This window comes from Moraxella bovoculi (assembly GCF_000988745.2).
GTDB lineage: Bacteria > Pseudomonadota > Gammaproteobacteria > Pseudomonadales > Moraxellaceae > Moraxella > Moraxella bovoculi.
Window position 1 is genome coordinate 2,096,087 of sequence record NZ_CP011381.2, and the last position, 23,834, is coordinate 2,119,920.

A 23,834-nucleotide genomic window follows, 5' to 3' on the forward strand; every position below is an offset into this window, starting at 1 on the left:
TTTCATAAAAGTCCCACCTTTTTCCATCATTTTTGCATACAGGGTTTGTACTATTTGCATAAATTTCCCACAGGAGTATTTATGCAAAAGACCTTTACCATTAAACTATTCATCATCGGCACGCTATGCTTTTTGTTCGGCCTAGGGATGGTGTTTATAAACTCACTGGTTTACGAACGCTCAAATTACCACCAAAGCGTGATGGAAGAAATCAAAACCATGCACGCAGGCGATCAGTTCATGATTGCGCCATTTTTATTGGTCGGTGATGCGCCCATTTTCGCCCAAAGTAGCAACATCGCGGGCACAAGCGACGTACAGGATGACAAATATCGCCGCGGCATTTATCACGCCATCAGCCATCAAAGCAGCCTAGACATCTCCCAAAAATACCAACCCATCACCCCACCAAAGACCGAAGATAACGACGCAGCCCCCGTCAGCCTAATCATCCCCATATCCGACCTTCGCGGCGCAAGCAACGCCAAAATCACCATCAATGGCAAAGAATATCCGACCAAGTTCAACACTCAAGGTAAATATCACTTATCCTACATCGAGGCCATCATCACCGACGATGCGCGCACCTTGGATAAGCCTCTAAACATCCGCACCAACTTGAACGTCTTAGGCATCGACAGCCTGCACATCGCACCGACAGGTGACAATGCCGAAGTCTCATTGGCGGGCAATTGGGCAGAGCCTAAGTTTTTGGGTGATGCGCTGCCAAATAATAAGCGCATAGACGCCACAGGATTTAGCGCGGACTGGCAGAATGATTTTTTGGCGACTGCCAACACACAAGCCATCATCAGCGCCAGCGAATGCAAGAGCGAATGCAGCCCCAATCTTCATAACAACCTAAACCATTTGGCGGTGGCATTCGTCAATACCACCGACACCTACACCCTAACCGACCGCACCATCAAATACGCACTGCTGTTCTTGGTTATTTCATTTGGTACGTTCTTTTTATTTGAGACCATAAAGAAGCTGCGCATTCACCCACTACAGTACGGTCTGGTGGCGAGCGCCTTATTGATGTTTTATGTGCTGCTGCTGTCGCTTGCTGAACACATCGCCTTCTATGCAGCCTATGGCATCGCGGCAGGTGCATGCGCCTTGCTCATCGGGTTCTATACCTACTACGTATTGGATGGCGCCAAGCGTTCTGGCGCATTTACGCTCTTATTATCATCACTTTATGCAGGATTCTATTTTATCCTATCGATCGACGAACTTAATCTACTGTTGGGCGCTGTTTTTTGCTTCCTACTGTTAGCGGCGGTCATGTTCATCACACGCAAGGTGGATTGGTACGCTCTAGAATTAAACCCAATGAAGCCAAACCAAACCCATCAACCAGAAGGAGATAACCATGCAAACCCATGATCTGATCGGCTTGTCCAAATCTGCCATCATGCGGCATTTTGAAGGCGCGGTAGAGTTTTTACATTGGCTGTATCTGCCAACATTGGGGCTGATTCTTAGCTTTGATAAACAAATCTGTTGCCAAGCAAACCCTTTATCAGACCAATAAACGCACCAAAACCATACAAAAATCAGCCACGGGTTTACAAATGTGGCTGATTTTTTGTGCAAAAAAGCTTATAATAGAATAAATTTATCTTGCCATCTGACAAAAAGGAGCAAGCCATGACCGACATGTTTTATCAATTTTTACCTGTATTTGCGGTGACTTTCGGTATTTTTTTGCTGTTTTTCTTATTCATGGGCGTGGGCTATTTGGTAAAAAAACAACCCCTAAAAGGCTCATGCGGCGGTGTCGCCAATCTTATGGGTGATGAATATTGCCAGTTCTGCGGCAACGACCCCAATAAATGCGAAAGCAATATGGACAAGGCGACCAGCGATAAAGCCAAAAGCTTGGCAAAATCTGCATAAAGCTGAATCATGTTTCACGTGAAACACAATAAAAATAATCGCCCAATCTCTTGAGTTTGGGCGATTTATTATGGTGGTTTAACTAAGGTTATTTGGTGCGCTGTCTTGTTACTTCATACAGCGCCATGCCTGTGGCAACACTCACGTTAAGGCTCTGAGGTCGATCAGGGTTATCCGCCATCGGGATATAGACCAGCGTATCGCAATACTCACGCGTCAGGCGTCTCATGCCATCGCCTTCTGACCCCATGATGATGGCAACCTTACCCGAGAAGTCACAATCATACAAAGGCTTGGCCGTCTCATCTAGGGCGGTGCCAAAGACGAATACGCCTGATTTTTTGAGGGCATACAGACTACGAGCCAAATTCGTCACCGCCACCAATGGGATAACTTCTGCTGCCCCGACCGACACCTTGGCGACCGTCGGCGTGATGGAGACACTTTGATGCTTAGGAATGATGACCGCATCCACACCCATCGCACTGGCAGAACGCAGGCACGCGCCCAGATTATGCGCATCGGTAATCTGATCTAACACCAAAAATAACGCATCTGCCCTATCACACAATGCCACCAGATCGCTCTCATCATACAGCTTCGGCGCTCGCGCAGACACAACCACACCCTGATGCTGATGACTGTCGCACAGCTCAGCAAGCTTGTCCTTGTGCGTCATCTGCACACTCACGCCCACATCTTTGGCGAGCTTGATGATGTCGTCATGCGTCTGGCTAGTCGCACCATCTTCGCGCAGCTGCACGAATAACGTCAACGCGTCCTGTGGGCGGTGCTTTAATAGTGCCGTCACCGCATGAATGCCGTAGAAATGTGGCGTGCGATTGGGTTTGGCTTTTGGTGAATTTGGCTTGCCCGACTTGTCTTTTTTGAATTTATCGGTAGATTTGGCGAATGCTTTGGGTGCTTTTGACATAAAATGGGCTTATTAAGAAGGTAAAATCTTTGATATTGTGGCAAATTTATGCCAAATTGTCAAAACATCGCCTGGTAATGGTAGATAATTTTATCCAGCACTTTTGAATGGCAAGCATCATCCCCATTATAATCCCAAAGCAAACAAAAATAACCGATGCCGCCCACGATGGTGTGCGTCATCATCTCACGCATGCATTAAAATTAACATTTCATAAATTGCTAAATCGGCATAAATTGATTATCATAAACCGCCGCCTTTTTACGGAAAAATGTCGCCATGTTGGTATCTCTAAGCCTAAATAATCTTGCCCTGGTCGAGCAAAAAGAAATCAGCTTTGATGAGCGTTTTAACGTCATCACGGGTGAGACAGGTGCGGGTAAGTCATTGATTTTAGATGCATTATCCTTATGCGCTGGGGAACGTGCTGACAGTGGCATCGTGCGTCATGGCTGTGATGAGGCGACGGTTTTTGGCGAATTTGACATCACCAATAACGATGAAGTCACCGCATGGTTCGCCGAGCACGAGCGCAAATTAGAAGAAGACACCCTGCTCATCCGCCGTAAGATCAGTAGCCAAGGGCGTTCAAAGTCGTGGATCAACGGCGTGCCCGCCAGCATCAGCGAGCTAAAATCACTGGGGCAAATTCTCGTCAATATCCACTCTCAGCACGCAGGGCTTGAATTATTAAAGCCGCAATTCGTCATTGATTGGCTGGATAAAATTGGCGAACTCACCACCTTAAAGACCGCCACCAAAACAGCCTATCAGAACTGGCAAACCATCAAAAAACAAGCCTATGACGCAAAAAGCCAATCTGTACAACGTGCCGATCGCATGGCATTACTGTCTGCCAAGCTTGCTGACATTGAACCGCTGTTGTCAGTGAATTTCGACGAGATCGAAAGCGAATATGACGAGCTGTCAAACCTTGAAGCCTTGATGACCGAGGCGATGACGGCGGTGAATTTCTTGGATAATGACAGTGACGAGCCTAGCGTGGCAAGCCTGCTGGGTCGTGCGATGCGTATCTGCGATCACAGCGTGGATAAGAGCAAGGTATTTAGCGAATGCAGTCAGCTGCTGGCACTCGCCCAAGAGCAAATCATGGACGCCACCGCCAAGCTCTCCGACTATGCTGAACAGTCACTACCTGACGAAGAACGCCTGCATGAGCTGAATACCCTGCTTGGGCTGGCTCACCGGCTGTCTAATAAATACCACACGCCTGTCAATGAACTGATCGCGGATGCCTCGAACTGGCAAGCCGAACTTGATCATCTGGGCGGTCTGCCCGATAATGATACGCTTGATGCCAAGGTCAATGAAGCCTATGAAGCATATCTGTCAGCGGCAGAAGCGCTTGATAACGCACGCATCGCCATCGCGCCTGACATCTGTGAGCGCCTAGAGGCGAGACTGCTACCACTTGCTCTGCCGAATGCACGCTGCGAATTTGCCTTCAATGCCAAAGACGAAAGCCAATATAACACACACGGTAAATACGACATCACACTCTTGTTCAGTGCCAACGTCGGCATGCCGCTACAGCCATTACACAAGGTCGCCTCAGGGGGCGAGCTGTCGCGTATGGCGCTCGTCATGCAGGTAATGGCAGCAGGTGATGGCAAAGGCAGCCGCCCAACGCTGGTATTCGATGAAGTCGATGTGGGCATCAGCGGCGGCACAGCGCAGGTCGTGGGCGAACTGCTTCGCAGCTTGGGCAAGCATCAGCAGCTACTTGCCATCACCCACCAAGCCCAAGTCGCTGCCGCTGCACACCGCCACATTCTGGTCTATAAAGACCATGGTGAACAGACCACCAGCGACATCAGCGTCATCGCAGGCGAACATCAGATCGATGAACTGGCGCGCATGTCAGGTGGCGTGAACATCACTGAAGCCACGCGCAACCACGTCAAGAGCCTGCTGGCGGATATTGCCCATGCCGACCAGATTGGCGCGAATGCCGATGCCAACTTAAATAATTAAATAAAAATAACACACACGATGAATAAAAAAACCAATCCAAAAAACCTTGCGCATCATTTCTTGTTGGCAAGCCCACAGATGGATGATGAGCGCTTTGAAGATACATTGATCTATGTCTGCCGTCACAATGCCGATGGCGCGTGGGGCTTTATTGTCAATCAGCCCCTATCCATCTCGGTAGGTGGACTCTTGCACGAGCTGGATCTACCAAGCTCACAGATCGCCATGAACACGCCTGCCATCAATGGCGGGCCAATGCGCCCTGATGCAGGCTTTGTGCTGCATACAGGATTGCCCGACTTCAAATCAAGCTTCGCCATCGGAGAGAGTGTCTGTCTGACGACCAGCAAAGACATCCTAGAGCGCCTGTCAGAAGACAGCATGGCGCATTATCTGATGTGCATGGGCTTTTGTACTTGGGGTAAGGGTCAGCTTGAAGACGAGCTTGAAGCTGGAAACTGGCTGATTTGCCCTGCTGATTTGCAGATACTGTTCCGCGCACCGTTTGATGAGCGGCTGTCCTTAGCTTATGATAAAATCGGTGTCAAACCCACCGCCTTCGTCACCACCCAAGGACGCGCCTAATGACTGACAAGCCAACTCTCATCCTTGCACTGGATTTTGGTGTCAAAAAAATGGGGATGGCGCTGGGCAATAGCCTAAGTAAAGATGCGCGCCCCTTTGACATCCTAGCGATGAACAACGGTCAGCCCGACTGGGATAACCTGCTTGGCATCATCGAGACTTGGAAAATCGATGAAATACTGGTGGGCTTACCGCTGAATATGGATGGCACGGATTCGATGCTCTCAAAGCGCGCGCATAAATTCGCCCGTCGCCTATCGCATCGCCTTGGCGAACGCAAACACCCTGCCAAGGTCTTCACTTATGATGAACGCCTAAGCTCTGCTGAAGCACGTTCATTGGCATGGGAGCGCGGCTGGATGCAGAATGAGCGTGACCCGATCGATGACATCGCGGCTTGCATTCTGCTGGATGGTTATTTTTATGCGCCAGAGCTTGCCCAATATGTCGGCAGCTACCATGATAACCCCACCAAAGGCAAAGACTAACTTTATTTTGACAACGTTCACCCAAGACACTCATGACTCATACCGCCACACTCATCACCCGCACCAAAGAAGCCATCCGACTTGCCAACATTAGCATCTATCTGGGCATGGCAGCCATTATCTGTTTTGGTGTGTTTGGCACATTGGCTAGCATGGCAAGCTTTAAGGATAACGCACTCATCTATTACGCCTTTCATTACCTGCCTTATGTGCTGATCGGGCTTGGCATTCCGCTGAGTCTGTTTCATGCGATGTTCTTGCAGCGTTATCGCATCATGCAAGGCGGCATCTTGGCGACGATTCTACTAACTGCCGTTATCTTGGTTGCTTTTGCTGTTGGCGTCTATGTGCTACATGGCGCAACCACGACTTTCTTTATGAGTGTATTTTTGGCGATGGTGGCGTGGTTTGCCATGCCGTATGTGTTTCGGGTGAATTTAAAGAAATTTTTAAACTTTTTAGAAGACAAACAAAAAAGCGAAACCAACTCATGAGCGATCATCAATTAGACACCACAGGACTCATCTGCCCAGAGCCCATCATGCTGCTGCATAAGACCATCCGTAAGGCGGCAGGCGGCGAGCGCATCGAAATCATCGCCACCGATCCTGCGACGACGCGCGACATTCCGAATTTCTGTCGGCATCTGGGGCATACGCTAGAGAATCAAGAAACCCTAGCGGACGGCAAATACCGCTATCTGGTCATCAAAAAATCCTAACATGAGCAAAGTCCGCGCCAAAGAGCCACGCACGCCCACCATCATCCATGTGATGGGCGATCCCGTCTATCTGACCGAATTTCGTACAGCGATGCTGGCACGCGGTCTGTCGGTGCGCACGCGTAACGCCTACATCAGAGACCTAAGATTGTGCATGGCGACCACCGACAAGCCTTTGACCACTTGGGATAAAGCGGACGTGTATCACTGCCTAGAATCTGCCCAATCCCAAGGCAAAAATCCGCGCACCATCTCTAGAATGCTCGCCAGCCTGCGCCAGTTCTTCTTGTGGCAGATTGGCAATGAAGTACGCCTTGATAACCCCTGTCAAGACATCAAGAACCCAAAAGTCACCAAGCCCCTACCCAAGATCTTATCCGAAGCCGACATCACACGCCTGCTAGACACGCCAAACGTCGCCACTGTGTGCGGACTACGCGATAAAGCGATGCTTGAAGTCATGTACGCCTGCGGGCTGCGCGTGAGTGAGCTCGTGAATCTATCGCTAGAGCAGGTCAATCTCAACGCCGGCTGGCTACAGATCACCGGCAAAGGAAACAAGACCCGCCTTATCCCACTGGGTGAATACGCCCAAAACGCCCTACAAGACTATCTCATCAGACGCGGTGAACTGCTGTTAGGCAAGAGCGACTGTCAAGCGGTGTTCCTCACCGAACAAGGTGGCTACATGACCCGGCATAATTTTTGGCACATGATTAAAAAATACGCTCTACTGGCGGGTATCAAAACCGACATCTCACCCCACACGCTTCGCCATGCTTTTGCCACGCACCTGCTCAACCACGGGGCGGATTTGCGTAGCGTTCAGCTTTTGCTCGGGCACAGCGACCTATCCACCACGCAAATTTATACCCATGTGGCGACCGCACGCCTACAAGCACTGCACAGCGAGCATCATCCTAGGGGTTAGTCATGTTCACAAAAAAGTTTTGTGCTACAATAATCAAAACTTTTTTGGAAAAACATCATGACCACCACCTTAGCCGACCTACAACAAAAAGCCAAACAATGGCGAGACGACATCACATTTACCCAAGACGTGCTTGGCAAGCCCTTTGATTTTCGTACCACCTGGGGGATTTTTAGCCCAGAACGTCTTGATGACGGCAGTCTCATGCTCCTTGATTATATTGATTTTAAGGCTCATGATAACTCCATTGACTTAGGCTGTGGCTATGGCGTGCTGGGCATGACGGCGGCTCGCGAATGCCCCAATGGTCAGCACATCCTGATTGACAAGGACTTCGTCGCGCTAGAATACGCCCGCTTAAATTGCCAAAAAAATAATCTAAAAAATACCGAAGTCATGCTCTCCAACGGCTTTTATCACGTGGATAAAGACAAAAAATTCAGCCTTGTCATGAGTAACCTACCCGCCAAGGCAAGCAAGGAACAGCACTATCTGTACCTGCTAGACGCTTATGAACGCATGGAAGTGGGCGGACGGTTTTATGTGGTTACCATCAACGGACTGAGAGATTTTATGAAACGCTCATTTAATGAAGTATTTGGTAATGCCGATAAAATCAAACAGGGCAAAACTTATACAGTGACGCTTGCGGTGAAGGAATAGCGCCATTCGAGCAAACACCCACCATCAAAAGGAAAATTCATGAGCTGGTCACAATTACTCTCCACCAATCGATTTAAGGTTGAACGTGGCGTCGTCAGTCCAAAGATGACCAGTCAAGATGGCATCGATGTTATGCGCACGCCCTTTCATGTGGATTATGACCGTGTGGTCTTCTCGGGCGCCTTTCGCAGATTGGGTCGCAAGACTCAGGTGCACCCCTTTGCCAAGCACGACCACACCCACAACCGCCTAACTCACAGCGTCGAGGTGGCGAGTGTCGGGCGAAGCCTTGGTAATCGTGTCGGGGTACAGCTCGAACAAGGCGGTCTTCTGCCCGATCCGTTCACCCCAAGCGACATCGGCACGGTGGTTCAAGTGGCGTGTTTGGCGCACGACATGGGCAATCCGCCCTTTGGGCATACGGGCGAAGATGCGCTGCGGGCGTGGTTTCGCGATCCGAATCACTCGCATTTTTTGGCGAATCTTAGCAACCCTGAACATGATGACATCTGCACTTATGAAGGCAATGCTCACAGCCTAAGGCTGCTTGCCACGCTTGAGATGTATGCTGAACGCGGCGGCATGCGCCTCACCTCAGCCAGCCTAGGCACACTATTAAAATACCCTTGGACGTCCAGCCATCCCACCGCACGCACCCGAGGTAAATTCAACATCTATCAGACCGAACTGCCACTCATGCAGACAGTCACCGAAGATCTGGGGCTTGCCAAGCTCGGCGATAACCACTGGGCACGTCATCCCTTGTCATACCTGATGGAGGCGGCGGATGACATCTGTTATGCCCTGCTGGACTTAGAAGATGCGGTTGAGCTGGATTTATTAGATATCAATGAATTTGAGACCGTGCTACACACCCTTATCCCTGTCGAGAAAACTTGGCGCATCACCAACCAAAAAGAGCGCTGCGCTGCCTTGCGCGGCATGGCGATCGGTCAGGCGATTGAGGTGGTGGCAGATACCTTTATCCGCCATCAAAGTGCACTCGTGGCAGGTGAATTCGCCGCCAAAGACCTGCTCGCTGTCTGTGATGACAACCTACAAGAAACCCTAGAAAACGCCAAAGACCTAGCACGGCGTAAAATTTTTAACCATCATAGTAAGCTTGCGACCGAAGTGGCGAGCTTTGGCTGCATTGGGTTGATCTTAGATTTGTTGGTGCCTGCAGTGCACGCCAAAGTCACCCATCAATCATTATCCAACAAAGACGCGCTATGCCTACAGCTCATCGACACGCCGATCGATCCTCATGACACACCTTATCAGGCATACATGAAGGTGCTTGACTTTGTGGGTGGGATGACCGACAACCGCGCAGCGACATTGGCCAGAGATCTGTCAGGCATGGGCATGATGTCGGTATAACATGATCAACTGGGCATTGCCATGGCTAAAACTGCCATGGTTCATCAAAAAATACCAAAAAATCAAACCACCCGTTCGCCACCTGACAGATGGTGAGGTGGCGTTGGCGCGCGGTGTATTTGGCGAGCTCATGGATTACAATAGGGTGCGCGTGGTGAATTATCCTTACATTCCTTGGCAGTCTGACGATGTGTTTATTGCGCCTAATGGTTGGATTTTTGTGGGTGGTCGGCATTATCGTGATGATTTTAGCGCGCATGGCAGGCTGTATCAGCAGATTTTTATTCATGAGATGACGCACGTTCTGCAGTATCAGCACGGCATCAATGTTCTGCTAAAGGGTGCATGGCTACAGACGCTGCATTACCTTAGCCTAAAAAAATACAACCCTTATAGATACACTTTTGATCAATACAAGAGCTTTTGGGATTATAACATCGAGCAACAAGGGCGCATCGCTGAGCACATCTATCTAGGCAAGATTCCCAACATCTTGTGTAAAAGACACTAAAAAAGCAAGTCCGAAAACTTGCTTTTTTGTACTTTACATAGGCTAATGATTATTCAAAAATATTGCCCGTTAGGTTGAACTCAACACGCATCAGCTCTTGTAACTTAAACTTCTGCGGCTTACCCGATGCGGTCATCGGGAATTCCTTCACAAAGGCGACATAGCGCGGTACCTTGTGATGCGATACCTGCGATCGGCAGAAGTCTCTGATCTCGTCTTCGTTACCGTTCATGCCATCATTTAGGATGATACACGCGCACAGCTCTTCGCCATAGCGCTTGTCAGGCAGACCGATGACTTGTACGCTAGAGACGGCAGGATGCTTAAATAGCAGATCTTCAATCTCTTTAGGGAACAGGTTCTCACCGCCGCGGATCACGACGTCTTTGATGCGCCCTTTGATTTTCACGAAGCCATCTTCATCCATCTCAGCGATGTCGCCTGTGTGCATCCAGCCGTGCTTGTCCACGACTTCCTTGGTCTTATCTGGCTCGCCCCAGTAGCCCGCCATCACCGAATAACCTCGCGTGCACAGCTCGCCCGCGACACCGACAGGCGTAATGCTGCCATTCTCATCGATGATCTTAACCTCTAGGTGCGGATGGATCTGTCCAATCGTGCTTACGCGCTTATCAATTGGGTCATCAACATGGCTTTGCATTGATACTGGTGATGTCTCGGTCATGCCATAGCAGATGGTGATCTCGCTCATGTGCATGCGCTCAATAACACGCTGCATGATCTCACGCGGACATGGCGAGCCTGCCATGATGCCTGTGCGCAGACTTGATAAGTCAAATTCTTCAAATCGCTTATCTTCTAGCATGGTGATAAACATCGATGGCACGCCATACAGCGCAGTACAGCGTTCATCGTGAACCGCTTGTAGCGTCTCGGTCGGATTATAAGCAAAAGACGGATACACTATGGTCGCACCATGTGTCATCGCCGCCAAATTACCCATCACCATACCAAAGCAGTGGAACAGCGGCACGGACACACAGATGCGGTCATGCTCGGTCAGCTTAATGCCTTCACCAACAAAATAACCGTTATTAAGGATATTATGGTGAGTTAGCATCGTGCCTTTTGGGTTGCCTGTCGTGCCCGAGGTGAACTGAATGTTCGCCACGTCGTCGAATTGTAGCTTTTTGGCGACGTACTCTATGTGCTGTCGCTGCGCCAATGTTGGTGGGTTTAGCAGGTCCTTAAAGCGATACACACCATCGTGCTCGACATCGCTTGCCTTGATGACGACTTTTAGGTGCGGCAGGTTATGAGACACCAGATGCTTACTGTGATTGCTCTCAAGCTCAGGTGCAATACTGACCAGCATCGCGTGATAGTCTGATGTCTTGAAGGCATCAGCGATCAGAATGCCACGACACTCAACTTTATTAAGAACGTATTCTAGCTCTTTGGCTTTATAGGCAGGGTTTAGATTGACCAAAATCACGCCAATCTTGAAGCAGGCGTACTGAGCAACAATCCACTCAATGCTGTTTAACGCCCAAACCCCAAAGCGGTCGCCCGTGTCGAACCCAAGCTCAAGCAAGCTCGCTGCAAAGGCATTGACCTTATCAGCCAGCTCCTTGTAGGTTAGGCGTATGTTTTGATGAACGCTGACGATGGCTTCCTTATCAGCGTACTGTAGGCATGCACGATCGAACATCTCACCGATGGTAAGACCAATGAGCGGCTTATCGCTCGTGCCTGATAGGTAGCTTAGTTTTTGGTACATGACACTCTCCTTAGATCATGATTTATCCGCCTGATGAACAGGACAAGCAACACCCGTGTCGCTTTTTTTCAAGTTAAGATACGCCAAACCACCTTACCACAGCGCCCTACTTTCCTTGATTGACCGCTTTGAGACAGAAGTCTGCCACTTGCGTGCTAAATACTTCCTTGTTCATCGCTTGCGGATTTAGGCTTAAAGGTTCAATGACAGCAAACGTCATCGCCCCAACGATACACTGCGCAGTTACGCCCACATCCTCAAATTCAAATACTGCCTGCGCTTGACCTTCCTTTAGGATGTGCTCGATCGCCTCTTTGACGATTTGTTTGCTTTTAAATCGCGCCTCCTCCACCGCTGCATCTGCAGGCTCTAGCATGAGTGAATAGGCAAGTTTCGGGCTGTTCAATGCCCGCTTTACAAAGACTCTCACCGCCTTGTGTAATTTGTCTTGCGCTGGTCCTTCTTGACCGGCAATCTGCTTTAGAATATCAATCTCACGCATGATTGCCTCGGACAGCACTTCGATGATGATGTGGTTTTTATTATCAAAATAACGATACACCAGACCATTCGACACGCCTGCCAAATCCGCCATCGCTTGGATTTGGGCGTCCTTAATACCTCCTTGGCTAATGAGCTGCTTGGCTGCCTGTAAGATCGCTTCGCGATTTTGACGTAGGCGCTCTTGCATTAATACGGATCTTTTGTAATTCATGATTTTATTGTCTCTCATTTAAAAATGAATTGCAAATCATTTTTTTAATAAAATTCACTTTTTTTAAAAAAAATAGTGTGGTACAGTATGTAAAAGGCAAATTTTTAGGATAATTTTTTAGGCTGGGTAGTGTTATTGAAGATAACCTGACCGTTAAAAATGTGAAATTTGCTGATTATAATGTGAGGCACATTGTAACATAAACCCCCGCCAGTTTTGGCATTTTCCAAGGACTACAAGGACGAAACCATGAACCCAACCACTCTATCCAACCTAACCTTTGGCATCGATGAGACATTGCTTGCAGTTCAAGATGAGGTACGTAAGTTCTGCCAAAAAGAAGTTGCACCACTTGCTGAAACCGCCGATAAAGAAAACCACTTCCCTGCCCAGTTGTGGAAAAAATTTGGCGACATGGGCCTGTTAGGCATGACCGTCTCTGAAGAATACGGCGGTGCGAACTTGGGCTATCTGGCCCATATCCTAGTGATGCAAGAGATTTCACGTGCATCGGCTTCTATCGGTCTGTCTTATGGCGCGCACTCTAACCTGTGCGTCAACCAAATCAGCTTAAACGGCAACGAAGAACAAAAGGCGCGTTTTTTACCAAAATTAATCAGCGGTGATTATGTGGGCGCGCTTGCCATGAGTGAGCCAAACGCAGGCTCGGACGTGGTGAGCATGAAGCTAAAAGCTGAACAAAAAGGCGACCGCTTCATCTTAAATGGCTCAAAAATGTGGATTACCAACGGTGGCGACGCTGATGTCATGGTCGTCTATGCCAAAACCGACCCAAATGCAGGCGCCAAAGGCATTACCGCATTCTTGGTAGAAAAAGGCATGAAAGGATTTAGCCACGGCACGCACTTGGACAAGCTAGGCATGCGCGGCTCGAACACCTATCCGATGTTCTTTGATAATGTAGAAATCCCAGCTGAGAACGTGCTAGGCGGTGTCGGCAATGGCGTTAAGGTACTGATGAGCGGTCTGGATTATGAGCGTGCGGTACTAAGCGGCGGCCCGCTAGGCATCATGGATGCTTGTATGGATCTGGTGATGCCATATATTCACGAACGTACGCAGTTTGGTCAAGCCATCGGCGAATTCCAGCTCATGCAGGGCAAAATCGCTGACATGTACTCGACCATGCTGGCATGTAAATCACTGGTCTATGCCGTAGGCGCCGCCTGCGACAAATCAAACCACGATCGCAGCCTACGTAAAGACTGCGCCAGCGCAATCCTATACAGCGCCGAAAAAGCCACCTGGCTGGCAGGCGAAACCATCCAAACACTGGGCGGTAACGGCTACATTAATGAATTTCCAGCAGGACGTCTGTGGCGTGATGCCAAACTGTACGAGATCGGCGCAGGCACCTCAGAAATTCGACGAATGCTAATCGGTCGTGAGCTGTTTAGCGAGACCAAATAATCATCATCGGTAGCCACCATAAGGATAAGGGCGCTGAGGCTCACGCCCTTATCCAAAAACCTAAGCTAAGTGATGAGCTAATATTATTTTTTAAGGATAAAGAAAAAAGGATGCACCATGACTGCCAACCTAAACGTGTTAAATTCCAAAATCAACGTCCGCAGTGACACCTATAAGACCAACCAATCCGCCATGCTGCCATTGGTGCAGGATTTGCAAAGCCTATCCGCCAGACTTGCGCTAGGCGGTAGCCAAAAAGCCCGTGAAAAGCACACAGCACGTGGCAAGTTATTAGCGCGCGAGCGTATCAATGCCTTGGTCGATACTGGATCGGCATTCTTGGAAGTTGGACAGCTTGCAGGGCTTAACGTCTACGAAGATGACGTGCCTTGTGCTGGTGTGGTGGCAGGTATTGGTCTGGTGAATGGCGTCATGTGTATGATTGTTGCCAACGATGCCACCGTTAAAGGCGGCACCTATTATCCTTTGACCGTAAAAAAACACCTAAGAGCTCAAGAAATCGCTAAAGAAAACCGCCTGCCTTGTATCTATCTGGTAGACTCTGGCGGCGCGTTCTTGCCTTTACAGGATCAAGTTTTCCCTGACAAAGAGCACTTCGGGCGAATCTTCTACAACCAAGCCCAGATGTCTAAGCTTGGCATCCCTCAGATCGCTGTCGTCATGGGCAGCTGTACCGCAGGCGGTGCATATGTGCCTGCAATGAGTGATGAGACGATCATCGTTCGTAATCAAGGCACGATTTTCTTGGGTGGTCCACCGCTGGTGAAGGCTGCCACGGGTGAAGTGGTGTCCAGTGAAGACTTAGGCGGCGGCGATGTACACACGCGCCTATCGGGCGTGGCCGACCATCTGGCAGAGAACGACGAACACGCGCTACTGATCGCGCGTAACATCGTCGCCAACCTAAACTATCCTAAGCAGTCATTACCTAAAGAATTCGATGAGCCGTTATTTGACAGTGATGAGCTATACGGCGTCGTTCCTGCCGATGCCAAGACGCCTTTTGACATCCGTGAAGTCATCATGCGCTTAACTGACGGTTCACGATTTGATGAATTTAAGGCACGCTTTGGCACGACATTGGTGACTGGCTTTGCGGAGATCTACGGTCAAAAAGTCGGCATCATCGCCAACAACGGCATCCTCTTCTCAGAATCCGCCCAAAAAGGCGCGCACTTTATCGAGCTGTGCTGTCAGCGCAAGATTCCACTGCTGTTCTTGCAGAACATCACAGGCTTTATGGTCGGTCAAAAATACGAAAACGAAGGCATCGCCAAGCACGGGGCCAAGCTTGTCATGTCAGTCGCCACCGCCAACGTGCCGAAGATTACGCTGGTCATCGGCGGTTCATTCGGTGCTGGTAACTACGGCATGTGTGGTCGTGCTTACTCGCCACGCTTTATGTGGACATGGCCAAACTCTCGCATCTCGGTCATGGGCGGCGAGCAGGCGGCGAGGGTGCTATCCACCATCAAGCGCGAACAGATTGAAGGTGCTGGCGGCACATGGTCAGCCGAGGAAGAGAACACCTTCAAAAACCCAATCCGCGAACAGTACGAACATCAAGGCCACCCTTATTATGCTTCTGCCCGCCTGTGGGACGATGGCGTGATTGACCCAGCTCAGAGCCGTCATGTATTGGGGCTTAGCCTTGCCATTGCCATGAACGCACCGATTGATGAGATGAGCTTTGGCGTGTTCCGCATGTGATTGGCAAGTCCTATAATGGGATTCAGCATGACAGATCAACCGTTTGAATTTTATAAGGAAATAAGATGAACAGTTATACCACGATAGAATGCATCATTGACAACCAAATCGCCCATGTCTGGCTAAACCGTCCTGACGTACACAACGCCTTTAACGCCGATGTCATCAGCGAACTTCATGCTTGCTTTGATACGTTGGATAAAAAGGCGGACGTACGCGTCATCGTGCTTGGCGGTCGTGGTAAAAGCTTCTCGGCGGGCGCTGATCTGTCATGGATGAAAGAGATGGGACAGGCAGACTTTGACACCAACTCAGCCGACGCCCTAAAGCTTGCCAAAATGCTAGAACGCATCGCAACCGTTCGCCAGCCCACCATCGCTCGCGTGCATGGCGCTGCACTCGGCGGCGGCATGGGACTGGTCAGCGCCTGCAACATCACGGTAGCCAGCCAAAACGCCAAATTCGCCACATCAGAGGTGCGCCTAGGACTTGCGCCTAGCACCATCAGCCCTTATGTGGTGCGTGCGATCGGCGCAAGACAAGCCAGCCGCTACTTCTTGACCGCTGAGCGTATCAATGCCAATACAGCTCAGCAGATTGGGCTTGTGCATGAAATTGCCGAAGATGATGACGGACTTGATGAGATTATCAGTCAGATTATCAGCGAAATCAAAAAAGGCGCACCCAACGCCCAAACCGCCAGTAAAGAACTGATCACCATGGTGGATCACGCCAGCATCGATGACAGCCTACTTAACAGCACCGCTAACCACATCGCCACCGTGCGCACAGGCGACGAAGCCAAATCAGGCCTAGATGCATTCTTAAATAAGCAAACGCCGAACTGGATTAAGTAGCTGTACTTGACTGATAAATTTAATAATTTTAAAAGGATAATTGAAATGTTTAGAAAAATTCTAATTGCTAACCGCGGCGAGATCGCCTGCCGTGTGATCAAAACTTGTAAAAATCTTGGCATCGCCACCGTGGCGGTATATTCAGATGCCGATAAGAACGCCCAGCACGTCAAACAAGCGGATGAAGCGGTGCACATCGGTGAATCGCAGGTCTCAAAAAGCTATCTGCTCATGGATAAGATCATCGAAGTTGCCAAGGCGACAGGCGCCGAAGCGATTCATCCTGGTTATGGCTTCTTGTCCGAGAATGACCAATTTGCCAAAGCTTGCGCTGACAACGACATCGTCTTTATCGGCCCGCCTGTCGAAGCGATTCTTGCGATGGGTTTAAAAGCCACCTCAAAAGCCCTCATGGAAAAGGCGAACGTACCGCTAACCCCTGGCTATCACGGCGAGAATCAAGACCCAGCCTTCCTAAAAGAACAAGCAGATCGCATCGGCTATCCTGTGCTGATCAAGGCAAGCGCTGGCGGCGGCGGCAAGGGCATGAGCTTGGTTGAGCGTGCAGAGGATTTCCTAGAGAGCCTGTCGTCTTGTAAGCGTGAAGCACTGTCTAGCTTCGGCAACGATGATGTCTTGATTGAGCGATACATCGTGAATCCTCGCCATGTGGAAGTGCAGATTTTTGGTGACAGCTTTGGCAATGTGGTGCACTTATTTGAGCGCGACTGCTCAGTTCAGCGCCGCCACCAAAAAGTCATCGAAGAAGCACCAGCGCCGAACATCAGCGAAGAGAAGTTAGCTCAGATGCGTACTGCCGCCATCAACGCAGGTCGTGCAGTCGGCTATGTCGGCGCAGGGACGGTCGAGTTCATCGTAGAACAAGACGGCACAGCCTACTTCATGGAGATGAACACTCGCCTGCAAGTCGAGCATCCTGTGACAGAGATGATCACAGGTGTGGACTTAGTGGAGTGGCAGCTTCGCGTGGCCTATGGCGAACCACTACCAAAATCCCAAGACGAGCTCACCTCAACAGGTCACGCCCTAGAAGCGCGTATCTATGCTGAGATTCCAGAACAAGGCTATCTGCCAGCGACAGGCAAGATCACCCATCTGTCATATCCTGACGTGACCGACAGCGTGCGCATCGACAGCGGCATCGTGGCAGGTGATGAGATCACTACTTTCTATGATCCGATGATCGCCAAACTCATCGTCTGGGGCAAGAACCGCGAGGAGGCCATCGGCAAACTTCGCCACGCACTATCACAGACGCACATTGATGGGCTAGGCAATAACATCGCCTTCTTGGAGCGTATCTTAAGAACCGACAGCTTTAAGCATGTCAAACTAGACACCAACCTAATCGCTCGCGAAGAAGATTTCTTGCTTCGTCCGACCATTCAAGTGGATGATGAACTGATCGCCAAGACAGCATTCATTAAGCTACTAAGCGGACTTGGTAAGGGCAGCATTTGGCAAAAGTCCTCATTATGGCGACTAAACACCCCAACCACCCAAACCGTCAAAATCATCCATCAAGACGAGACGCACGTGGTGACATTCAGCCATGACAAGGATATATGGACAGCGAATGTGGGCGATAAGAGCTTTACCGTGACAGGCAGCCTAACCGATGATCACACCACTGACATGACGATCGGTGGTAAACGCCAAAGCGTGGCATTTAGCCAAAGTGCGGACGGAGTGACGGTATTTGATGATCGCTTCGGCGCCAACGCCATCAAATTCACCCACCCCAAGGCTGACTACGGCACAGATGATGATGGCGACAGCGGCGGTCTGACCGCGCCAATGCCAGGCGTGATCGTGGATGTGCGCGTCTCATCAGGTCAAAGCGTCTCAAAAGACGAGATCCTACTGACCATGGAAGCCATGAAAATCGTCTACACCATCAAAGCCCCAGAAGACGGCACGGTGTCAGAAGTGTATTATCAAGCAGGCGATCAGGTCAAAGCCGGTGATGAGCTCGTTGCTTTCACCCTAAATGACCAATAATGACAGGATGGTAATTCAGCATGGGTGTTTGGCAGATAACAAGCCAAACCGCCCATCTGCCATCCCCTGATGGATGCACTTTAACCCTATTTTTAAGGATAAAAAAATGAAACCTGACATCAAGATCGTAGAAGTGGGCGCAAGAGACGGCCTACAAAACGAAAAAACACCGCTTAGCATGGGCGATAAGCTTACTCTCATTCAAGGGCTGGCAGATGCCAATCTAAAATTCATCGAAGCTGGCTCATGCGTCTCGCCAAAATGGGTGCCGCAGATGGCGGGCAGTACGGAGATTTTTGGAAGGTTGCCCACCGATACGGACGTGAGCTTTTTTCTACTGACGCCGAATCTGCGCGGTTTTGAAGATGCCCTGGCGGCTGGCTGTAAAGAAGTGGCCGTGTTCACAGGTGCAAGCGAGACCTTCACCCAAAAGAACATCAACTGTAGCATCGATGAAAGCATAGACAGATTTGCAGACATCTTAGCGCTTGCCAAAGAGCATGACATCAAGGTCCGCGGCTATGTGTCGTGCGTGGTCGATTGTCCTTATGAAGGCGCAACAGACCCAAAAATCGTCGCCAAAGTCGCACGTCGCCTGTACGACATGGGCTGTTATGAGATTTCGCTGGGCGAGACGATCGGCACCGCCACGCCTAATCGCATCAAAGCCATGCTACAAGCCTGCATGGATGAGCTGGATGTCAGCGTCATCGCAGGGCATTATCACAACACCTACGGCATGGCGATCGCGAACATCCATGAGAGCTTAAATATGGGCGTGCGAATCTTCGATGCCAGCGTGGGCGGTCTTGGCGGCTGTCCTTATGCAAAAGGCGCATCGGGCAATGTCGCCACCGAAGACGTGCATTATCTAATGACAGGGCTTGGTCTATCGACAGGCATTGACATTGATAAGCTCGTTAAAGTGAGCGCCGACATCTGCCAAAAACTCAATCGAGACAACGGCTCGATGGCGACCAAGGCTTATCTGGCAAATTGTAGCTAATCGCCAGTCACCCATCACGTTCACTAGATAAAAATAAGTCTGTCAAGATCATGTCTGTGGTGGGCTTATTTTTTGGCGTCGATAAGTTCATTTTTCAAAGACCCAATCCACGCCTGCACTTTGGCAGGGGGGGGCAGTCGGGTCGTGGTTAGGACATAGACCCGAACTGGCATAAGCTCCCAATCAGGCAACACCTTGACCAGAGCACCTGCCTTGACGACACTGTCCGCCAACCTGCGTGGCAAGGCGACCACGTCAAGCCCTTGTAAGCCAAGCCGTAGCGTAAACCCCAAACTGTTTGAAAACAGCTAACCGTCCGCATGAATGATTGTCTCTACCCCTTGTTTGTCAAACAGCCGCCACTGCCGATTATAGCCCGCCTTGATGCGAATGAGCTTGTGTTGATACATCTCATCAGGGTTTTGCGGATTGCCATGTACATTTAGATAATCTGGCAAAGCATATAGCCCACCGTCCAAATCAAAACTAAGATGATTCACCAGGCTATCACTGTCCGCCGTCCACAGTCGAATGACCACATCATAAGGCTCACTCACCAGATCCACCTTACAAGAATTTAGGTCAAAAGACAGCCTGATATCAAGATAGCGTTCACAGAACTTAGGTACAATCGGAGCGGTGAGTTCATAAGCAAAATCCACCGGCAACGAAATCCTAACTTCGCCATACACCCCTTGCCCAAAGTCGCTAATCAGCTCATGGGTTGCCAATGCAAAATCGATGATTTTTTGGGCTTTGTCAAAATACAGCTCGCCTACTTCGGTCAGCTCAATCTTGCGTGTGGTGCGGTTTAGCAGTTGCACGCCAAGCGATTTTTCCAGTCGCTTGATACGCTCGGAGAATGTGGATTTTGGCATGGAAAGATGAACGCCTGCCTTTGAAAAGCTTTTACTGCGTACAATTTCCACAAAAAAAATTGCCATGTCGTTGAGATGCTGCATGAGATATATTGATAACTTTAGAGTAATTGTTCGGCAGATCGAGCACTGTTTTCGGATTTGTGATATTTACCTTATTATGAATGGTTGCTAGAATATTTCAATCATTTATACCACCATTTTTTAATGCTATGAAATCATCCGCCATCAAGAACGGACTTGAAGCCGCTCTCATACTTGCCCTTGTCATGGGATTTGGTCGTTTTGCTTATACGGCGTTGTACCCATATATGGTAACAGACGACGTGCTAAGTGTGGCACAAGGGAGCGTTGCCGTCTCAGCGAACTATGTCGGCTACTTAGTCGGGGCGCTCTTCGCTGTGCGCATCAAGGCGGACAAATCAAGCGTCTTTACCTTAATTGCTCTGATTGGCACGAGCGTATGCCTTGGCTTGATGTCAATGATCTCGGGGGCTTTGTGGCTTGGTGGTGTGCGGTTTTTGGCAGGGGTGTTTAGTGCCCTAGGCATCGTGTCGGCCTCAATGTGGCTACTTGCCAAACAAAAACACACCGGCACAACCCCGCTCATGTACGCAGGTGTGGGGCTTGGTATTGCCTTATCATCCGAGCTTGTCGTGTGGGGCGTAGGTGCGGGCATGGATTCATCTGGGCTGTGGCTATGGCTTGGGGTGCTTGCGGTCGTGTTGTCTTTATTTGTGCTACATGGATTATTTTTACAAAAGCCAGCCGACAGTCACCAATCAAGCAATGCACTCATCACCACACCAAAACTTACCGCCAATGCACTCATCGCACTCTATGGGCTGGCAGGGTTTGGTTATATCATCACCGCCACGTATCTGCCCCTGCTGGTGAACATGATGTTGCCCGATGTGAACGTGGGACATATCTGGGCAGTGTTTGGTTTGTCGGCGGTGCCGTCTTGTTTTGTGTGGCACATGGTTCATGTTCGCTTGGGAGCTCGTGTGGCACTGATTGCCAATTTCACCGCCCAAATCATCGGGGTCATGTTCCCCATTATCATGCCAAACATGGCAGGGTATCTGATGAGTGCCTTGCTCGTAGGCGGTGCGTTTATGGGGACGGTAACGATTGTCATGTCAGTGGCGCAGATGATCGCCAAAACCACCAGCAAAAATCTCATCGCTCTAGCCACGCTGTCATACAGCATCGGGCAGATTGTCGGGCCTTTGGTTGCAGGTGGCCTGTATGGAGCTACCCAAAGTTTCGCCCCTGCGCTTGGGCTTGCCACACTAGCGTTAATATTGGGCGCGGTCATCTGCCACCAACGAGCGTAAACTTGTAACCAAATAACGAATAAATTTATCTTTTTACCTTAACCACAACACAATAGGAGCATGTCATGCCTTATGTAAATATCAAAGTAACGGGCGGCACTGAAGCCCCCACCACCGGACAAAAAGCAGAACTCATCCAAGGCGTTACCGAACTGCTTGGGCGAGTTCTCAACAAAAACCCTGCCACGACGGTGGTAGTCATTGATGAGATTGACATGGATAATTATGGCTTGGGCGGTCGCTCCATTACCGAAGTGCGAAAAGCCGCCAAAACAAAAGACTAACACCCTCCAAAAGCACAAAACGCCATCTATGCATGGCGTTTTGTTTATTGACTTCTTGGTGAAATTATTTTAAATTTTAGGAACATGTGTCGATAATTTTTAGTGCTTTTGCTGTCAGAATCTTACAAATCTTTGACAAGTATTTTGCCAGTTAAATTAATCCGCACAGCGAGACTCTTTATTTATCGATCCACACCCACACAAAAAGGAGTTTGTATGCGTGCCTATTATGAGCCAATCAGTCGCAGCGTCAATGATGACACCACCACCGCGCACTATCAATCAACCGATTACGCCCAAGGTGCTTGGAATCCATTCGAGCAGCACATGGCTGTTGCCACAGGGCTAATGGCACGCGAGCTTGAGCAGTTTTTTCCCCGAAATGATTTGGCGATCGCACGCCTAAGTCTAGACGTTCTGGGCGTGATTTATCAGGGCGAGACGGTCGTTCGTACACACTTCATCCGCACAGGGCGCACGATCGAGCTGATCGAGAGCACTCTATCCACCTTTGATAAGAATGGCACCGAGCGAGTTAGCATCATCATGCGTGCTTGGCGACTTGCTGTCAGTGACACGAGCGCGATTGCAGGGACTGAGGACGCTTCTTGTAGTCCCATTGACCTGTCGGACTGGGATGGCATGAGCATATGGGACAGCGGCTATATTAATACACTAAAGGCGAAGGTCGCCCATCACCGTACCGGAAAAAGCCTAGTGTGGTTCGACACTGACATTGAGATGGTAGCAGACGAACCAACATCAGACTTCGTACACCTGATCGGCATGGTGGACACCGCCAACGGCATCGCCATGCGCACTAAGGACAGAGCGTGGATTTCCCCAAGTATCGACCTACAGATTCATCTGTATCGTATTCCTAGAGGGCGATGGCTGGGGTTAGATACCGTGCAGCAGATTGGCGAGAGTGGTGTGGGTCTGACGAGCAGTGTTCTGTATGACGAACATGGCTCATTTGGGCGTGCCGAACAGATTCTAACCGTTCGCCACATTGGCAAACCCTAAAAGGAGCATGGCATGGACGTTAATCAAGCCCAGTTTTGGCAAGATCGGTACAAAGCCAACCAGACAGGTTGGGACTTAGGACAAGTATCACCCCCACTAGGCGTATTTTGACACACTCACCGATAAATCCGCGCTACTGCTCATTGTCAGAGCAGGTAATACTCACGAAGCCCGTTATTTGCACGAGCTAGGATTTACCAACGTCCATGTGCTTGACATCGTGCCATCTGTACTGGATAATTTTGCCAACGCCAATCCTACCTTTAACCCCAAGCATTTGATTTGTCATGACTTTTTTGATGTGCATATGCTTGGGTTGGGCAGTTTGACATCATCATAGAGCAGACTTTTTGGGTGCGATAGACCCAAGCCGCCGTGATGAATATGCTCGCCAAGTGCATCGCTTGCTACGTGATAAGGGGCGACCGGCGGGTGTACTGTTTGATTGTGAGTTTCAGAGCAGTCCGCCGTTTGGGGGTAGTATGGCGGAGTATCGCGCGTTGTTTGAGCCTTATTCTGGCATACAGACCATGGAGTGGTTCATAATTCAGTCAAGCCTAGAGAAGGTTGAGAGCTGTTTACCAATCTTGTGAAAAGGGGTGGATAATGGCATAATGGGGCGAAAGCCCTTTTTTATTTTGGTAGTTTTTTACGTCAAACGACAATTAAAAATGTTAAAATTGGCGG

The 23,834-nt window shown here is 49.7% G+C and carries 26 protein-coding genes and 1 pseudogene; 23 read left to right on the forward strand and 4 right to left on the reverse strand.

The features are described from left to right. Positions 1-81 precede the first annotated feature (81 nt). The 3 genes from creD (at position 82) to nqrM (ending at position 1,905) form a co-directional block, all read left to right on the forward strand. The gene (creD, locus tag AAX10_RS09755; protein WP_052585286.1) at positions 82-1,392 is read left to right on the forward strand and encodes a cell envelope integrity protein CreD; all 1,311 of its coding nucleotides are present in this window, start codon (positions 82-84) and stop codon (positions 1,390-1,392) included. After that, positions 1,379-1,540 (forward strand): hypothetical protein, encoded by a 162-nt coding sequence (locus AAX10_RS10140; protein ID WP_155399917.1) that lies wholly within the window; start codon positions 1,379-1,381, stop codon positions 1,538-1,540. The genes creD and AAX10_RS10140 overlap by 14 nt, the downstream gene beginning before the upstream one ends. Before the next feature lie 116 nt (positions 1,541-1,656). Further along, positions 1,657-1,905 (forward strand): (Na+)-NQR maturation NqrM, encoded by a 249-nt coding sequence (gene nqrM / locus AAX10_RS09760; protein WP_080702180.1) that lies wholly within the window; start codon positions 1,657-1,659, stop codon positions 1,903-1,905. Positions 1,906-1,993: 88 nt separating this feature from the next. Here the strand turns inward: nqrM and rlmB are convergent, their stop codons facing one another. Beyond that, entirely contained in the window at positions 1,994-2,839 is an 846-nt protein-coding gene (gene rlmB, locus AAX10_RS09765; protein WP_080702179.1) for a 23S rRNA (guanosine(2251)-2'-O)-methyltransferase RlmB, read from the reverse strand. A 279-nt stretch (positions 2,840-3,118) separates the two neighbouring features. Here rlmB and recN point away from each other — a divergent pair, with 279 nt between their 5' ends. Genes recN through AAX10_RS09810 form a run of 9 tightly spaced genes read left to right on the forward strand, consistent with a single transcriptional unit; the run spans position 3,119 to position 10,116 of the window. Next, positions 3,119-4,834 carry a DNA repair protein RecN gene (gene recN / locus AAX10_RS09770; RefSeq protein WP_036363871.1) on the forward strand — a complete coding sequence of 572 codons (1,716 nt, stop codon included), beginning with the start codon at positions 3,119-3,121 and terminating at the stop codon, positions 4,832-4,834. Positions 4,835-4,852: 18 nt separating this feature from the next. Next, complete coding sequence (locus AAX10_RS09775) at positions 4,853-5,419, forward strand: YqgE/AlgH family protein (RefSeq protein ID WP_046700494.1); 567 nt, start codon at positions 4,853-4,855, stop codon at positions 5,417-5,419. Next, positions 5,419-5,907, forward strand: a complete 489-nt coding sequence (gene ruvX, locus AAX10_RS09780) for a Holliday junction resolvase RuvX (protein ID WP_046697328.1) — start codon at positions 5,419-5,421, stop codon at positions 5,905-5,907. Before AAX10_RS09775 ends, ruvX begins: the two co-directional genes overlap by 1 nt. A 32-nt stretch (positions 5,908-5,939) precedes the next feature. Beyond that, a complete protein-coding gene (locus tag AAX10_RS09785; protein WP_046700495.1) occupies positions 5,940-6,401 on the forward strand; it encodes a hypothetical protein in 462 nt (153 codons plus the stop codon). After that, positions 6,398-6,628, forward strand: coding sequence for a sulfurtransferase TusA (gene tusA, locus AAX10_RS09790; RefSeq protein ID WP_046700496.1), 231 nt, complete (start codon positions 6,398-6,400; stop codon positions 6,626-6,628). The genes AAX10_RS09785 and tusA overlap by 4 nt, the downstream gene beginning before the upstream one ends. Position 6,629: 1 nt before the next feature. After that, on the forward strand, positions 6,630-7,559 hold the full coding sequence (gene xerD, locus AAX10_RS09795; RefSeq protein WP_036363859.1) for a site-specific tyrosine recombinase XerD: 930 nt from the start codon (positions 6,630-6,632) through the stop codon (positions 7,557-7,559). Positions 7,560-7,616: 57 nt separating this feature from the next. Next, positions 7,617-8,222, forward strand: a complete 606-nt coding sequence (locus AAX10_RS09800; RefSeq protein ID WP_036363856.1) for a class I SAM-dependent methyltransferase — start codon at positions 7,617-7,619, stop codon at positions 8,220-8,222. Positions 8,223-8,261: 39 nt separating this feature from the next. After that, a complete protein-coding gene (locus AAX10_RS09805; protein WP_036363852.1) occupies positions 8,262-9,605 on the forward strand; it encodes a deoxyguanosinetriphosphate triphosphohydrolase in 1,344 nt (447 codons plus the stop codon). Position 9,606: 1 nt separating this feature from the next. Further along, on the forward strand, positions 9,607-10,116 hold the full coding sequence (locus AAX10_RS09810; RefSeq protein WP_036363849.1) for a hypothetical protein: 510 nt from the start codon (positions 9,607-9,609) through the stop codon (positions 10,114-10,116). Between the two features lie 49 nt (positions 10,117-10,165). On the opposite strand, the gene AAX10_RS09815 is transcribed toward AAX10_RS09810, so the two are convergent. Together AAX10_RS09815 and AAX10_RS09820 are read right to left on the reverse strand one after the other, a co-directional pair. Further along, positions 10,166-11,857, reverse strand: a complete 1,692-nt coding sequence (locus AAX10_RS09815; protein ID WP_036363846.1) for an AMP-binding protein — start codon at positions 11,855-11,857, stop codon at positions 10,166-10,168. 106 nt (positions 11,858-11,963) lie between these two features. Then, complete coding sequence (locus AAX10_RS09820) at positions 11,964-12,572, reverse strand: TetR/AcrR family transcriptional regulator (RefSeq protein WP_036363843.1); 609 nt, start codon at positions 12,570-12,572, stop codon at positions 11,964-11,966. 249 nt (positions 12,573-12,821) lie between these two features. Between AAX10_RS09820 and AAX10_RS09825 the strand changes: the two genes are divergently transcribed. From AAX10_RS09825 to AAX10_RS09845, 5 genes are all read left to right on the forward strand, one after another. Further along, the gene (locus tag AAX10_RS09825; RefSeq protein ID WP_036363841.1) at positions 12,822-14,003 is read left to right on the forward strand and encodes an isovaleryl-CoA dehydrogenase; all 1,182 of its coding nucleotides are present in this window, start codon (positions 12,822-12,824) and stop codon (positions 14,001-14,003) included. A gap of 117 nt (positions 14,004-14,120) precedes the next feature. After that, positions 14,121-15,734 carry a carboxyl transferase domain-containing protein gene (locus AAX10_RS09830; RefSeq protein WP_036363837.1) on the forward strand — a complete coding sequence of 538 codons (1,614 nt, stop codon included), beginning with the start codon at positions 14,121-14,123 and terminating at the stop codon, positions 15,732-15,734. Positions 15,735-15,799: 65 nt separating this feature from the next. Beyond that, a complete protein-coding gene (locus AAX10_RS09835; RefSeq protein WP_036363834.1) occupies positions 15,800-16,591 on the forward strand; it encodes an enoyl-CoA hydratase-related protein in 792 nt (263 codons plus the stop codon). Between the two features lie 45 nt (positions 16,592-16,636). Continuing rightward, a complete protein-coding gene (locus tag AAX10_RS09840) occupies positions 16,637-18,613 on the forward strand; it encodes an acetyl/propionyl/methylcrotonyl-CoA carboxylase subunit alpha (RefSeq protein ID WP_036363830.1) in 1,977 nt (658 codons plus the stop codon). Positions 18,614-18,719: 106 nt separating this feature from the next. After that, positions 18,720-19,619, forward strand: a complete 900-nt coding sequence (locus AAX10_RS09845; protein WP_036363827.1) for a hydroxymethylglutaryl-CoA lyase — start codon at positions 18,720-18,722, stop codon at positions 19,617-19,619. A 65-nt stretch (positions 19,620-19,684) separates the two neighbouring features. Here AAX10_RS09845 and AAX10_RS09855 read toward each other — a convergent pair. After that, positions 19,685-20,581: pseudogene (locus tag AAX10_RS09855) on the reverse strand (LysR family transcriptional regulator). Between the two features lie 128 nt (positions 20,582-20,709). Between AAX10_RS09855 and AAX10_RS09860 the strand changes: the two are divergent. The 6 genes from AAX10_RS09860 to AAX10_RS10450 all read left to right on the forward strand — a co-directional run bounded on the left by AAX10_RS09860 (position 20,710) and on the right by AAX10_RS10450 (position 23,740). Next, positions 20,710-21,837 carry a YbfB/YjiJ family MFS transporter gene (locus AAX10_RS09860; protein WP_036363824.1) on the forward strand — a complete coding sequence of 376 codons (1,128 nt, stop codon included), beginning with the start codon at positions 20,710-20,712 and terminating at the stop codon, positions 21,835-21,837. Positions 21,838-21,902: 65 nt separating this feature from the next. After that, positions 21,903-22,121: a tautomerase family protein gene (locus AAX10_RS09865; RefSeq protein WP_036363821.1), complete on the forward strand. Its 219-nt coding sequence runs from the start codon at positions 21,903-21,905 to the stop codon at positions 22,119-22,121. Positions 22,122-22,337: 216 nt separating this feature from the next. Then, a complete protein-coding gene (locus AAX10_RS09870) occupies positions 22,338-23,147 on the forward strand; it encodes an acyl-CoA thioesterase domain-containing protein (protein ID WP_046700497.1) in 810 nt (269 codons plus the stop codon). Positions 23,148-23,159: 12 nt separating this feature from the next. Then, the gene (locus AAX10_RS10440; protein WP_226997776.1) at positions 23,160-23,258 is read left to right on the forward strand and encodes a TPMT family class I SAM-dependent methyltransferase; all 99 of its coding nucleotides are present in this window, start codon (positions 23,160-23,162) and stop codon (positions 23,256-23,258) included. A 67-nt stretch (positions 23,259-23,325) separates the two neighbouring features. Continuing rightward, positions 23,326-23,487: a hypothetical protein gene (locus tag AAX10_RS10445; protein ID WP_226997777.1), complete on the forward strand. Its 162-nt coding sequence runs from the start codon at positions 23,326-23,328 to the stop codon at positions 23,485-23,487. 10 nt (positions 23,488-23,497) lie between these two features. Beyond that, positions 23,498-23,740: a class I SAM-dependent methyltransferase gene (locus AAX10_RS10450; RefSeq protein ID WP_226997778.1), complete on the forward strand. Its 243-nt coding sequence runs from the start codon at positions 23,498-23,500 to the stop codon at positions 23,738-23,740. The last annotated feature ends 94 nt before the right edge of the window (positions 23,741-23,834 follow it).

Bases quoted from the DNA above. Each gene is read 5' to 3' on its own strand.
- creD (WP_052585286.1), top strand. From the start codon at position 82: ATGCAAAAGACCTTTACCATTAAACTATTCATCATCGGCACGCTATGC.
- AAX10_RS10140 (WP_155399917.1), top strand. From the start codon at position 1,379: ATGCAAACCCATGATCTGATCGGCTTGTCCAAATCTGCCATCATGCGG.
- nqrM (WP_080702180.1), top strand. From the start codon at position 1,657: ATGACCGACATGTTTTATCAATTTTTACCTGTATTTGCGGTGACTTTC.
- rlmB (WP_080702179.1), bottom strand. From the start codon at position 2,839: ATGTCAAAAGCACCCAAAGCATTCGCCAAATCTACCGATAAATTCAAA.
- recN (WP_036363871.1), top strand. From the start codon at position 3,119: ATGTTGGTATCTCTAAGCCTAAATAATCTTGCCCTGGTCGAGCAAAAA.
- AAX10_RS09775 (WP_046700494.1), top strand. From the start codon at position 4,853: ATGAATAAAAAAACCAATCCAAAAAACCTTGCGCATCATTTCTTGTTG.
- ruvX (WP_046697328.1), top strand. From the start codon at position 5,419: ATGACTGACAAGCCAACTCTCATCCTTGCACTGGATTTTGGTGTCAAA.
- AAX10_RS09785 (WP_046700495.1), top strand. From the start codon at position 5,940: ATGACTCATACCGCCACACTCATCACCCGCACCAAAGAAGCCATCCGA.
- tusA (WP_046700496.1), top strand. From the start codon at position 6,398: ATGAGCGATCATCAATTAGACACCACAGGACTCATCTGCCCAGAGCCC.
- xerD (WP_036363859.1), top strand. From the start codon at position 6,630: ATGAGCAAAGTCCGCGCCAAAGAGCCACGCACGCCCACCATCATCCAT.
- AAX10_RS09800 (WP_036363856.1), top strand. From the start codon at position 7,617: ATGACCACCACCTTAGCCGACCTACAACAAAAAGCCAAACAATGGCGA.
- AAX10_RS09805 (WP_036363852.1), top strand. From the start codon at position 8,262: ATGAGCTGGTCACAATTACTCTCCACCAATCGATTTAAGGTTGAACGT.
- AAX10_RS09810 (WP_036363849.1), top strand. From the start codon at position 9,607: ATGATCAACTGGGCATTGCCATGGCTAAAACTGCCATGGTTCATCAAA.
- AAX10_RS09815 (WP_036363846.1), bottom strand. From the start codon at position 11,857: ATGTACCAAAAACTAAGCTACCTATCAGGCACGAGCGATAAGCCGCTC.
- AAX10_RS09820 (WP_036363843.1), bottom strand. From the start codon at position 12,572: ATGAATTACAAAAGATCCGTATTAATGCAAGAGCGCCTACGTCAAAAT.
- AAX10_RS09825 (WP_036363841.1), top strand. From the start codon at position 12,822: ATGAACCCAACCACTCTATCCAACCTAACCTTTGGCATCGATGAGACA.
- AAX10_RS09830 (WP_036363837.1), top strand. From the start codon at position 14,121: ATGACTGCCAACCTAAACGTGTTAAATTCCAAAATCAACGTCCGCAGT.
- AAX10_RS09835 (WP_036363834.1), top strand. From the start codon at position 15,800: ATGAACAGTTATACCACGATAGAATGCATCATTGACAACCAAATCGCC.
- AAX10_RS09840 (WP_036363830.1), top strand. From the start codon at position 16,637: ATGTTTAGAAAAATTCTAATTGCTAACCGCGGCGAGATCGCCTGCCGT.
- AAX10_RS09845 (WP_036363827.1), top strand. From the start codon at position 18,720: ATGAAACCTGACATCAAGATCGTAGAAGTGGGCGCAAGAGACGGCCTA.
- AAX10_RS09860 (WP_036363824.1), top strand. From the start codon at position 20,710: ATGAAATCATCCGCCATCAAGAACGGACTTGAAGCCGCTCTCATACTT.
- AAX10_RS09865 (WP_036363821.1), top strand. From the start codon at position 21,903: ATGCCTTATGTAAATATCAAAGTAACGGGCGGCACTGAAGCCCCCACC.
- AAX10_RS09870 (WP_046700497.1), top strand. From the start codon at position 22,338: ATGCGTGCCTATTATGAGCCAATCAGTCGCAGCGTCAATGATGACACC.
- AAX10_RS10440 (WP_226997776.1), top strand. From the start codon at position 23,160: ATGGACGTTAATCAAGCCCAGTTTTGGCAAGATCGGTACAAAGCCAAC.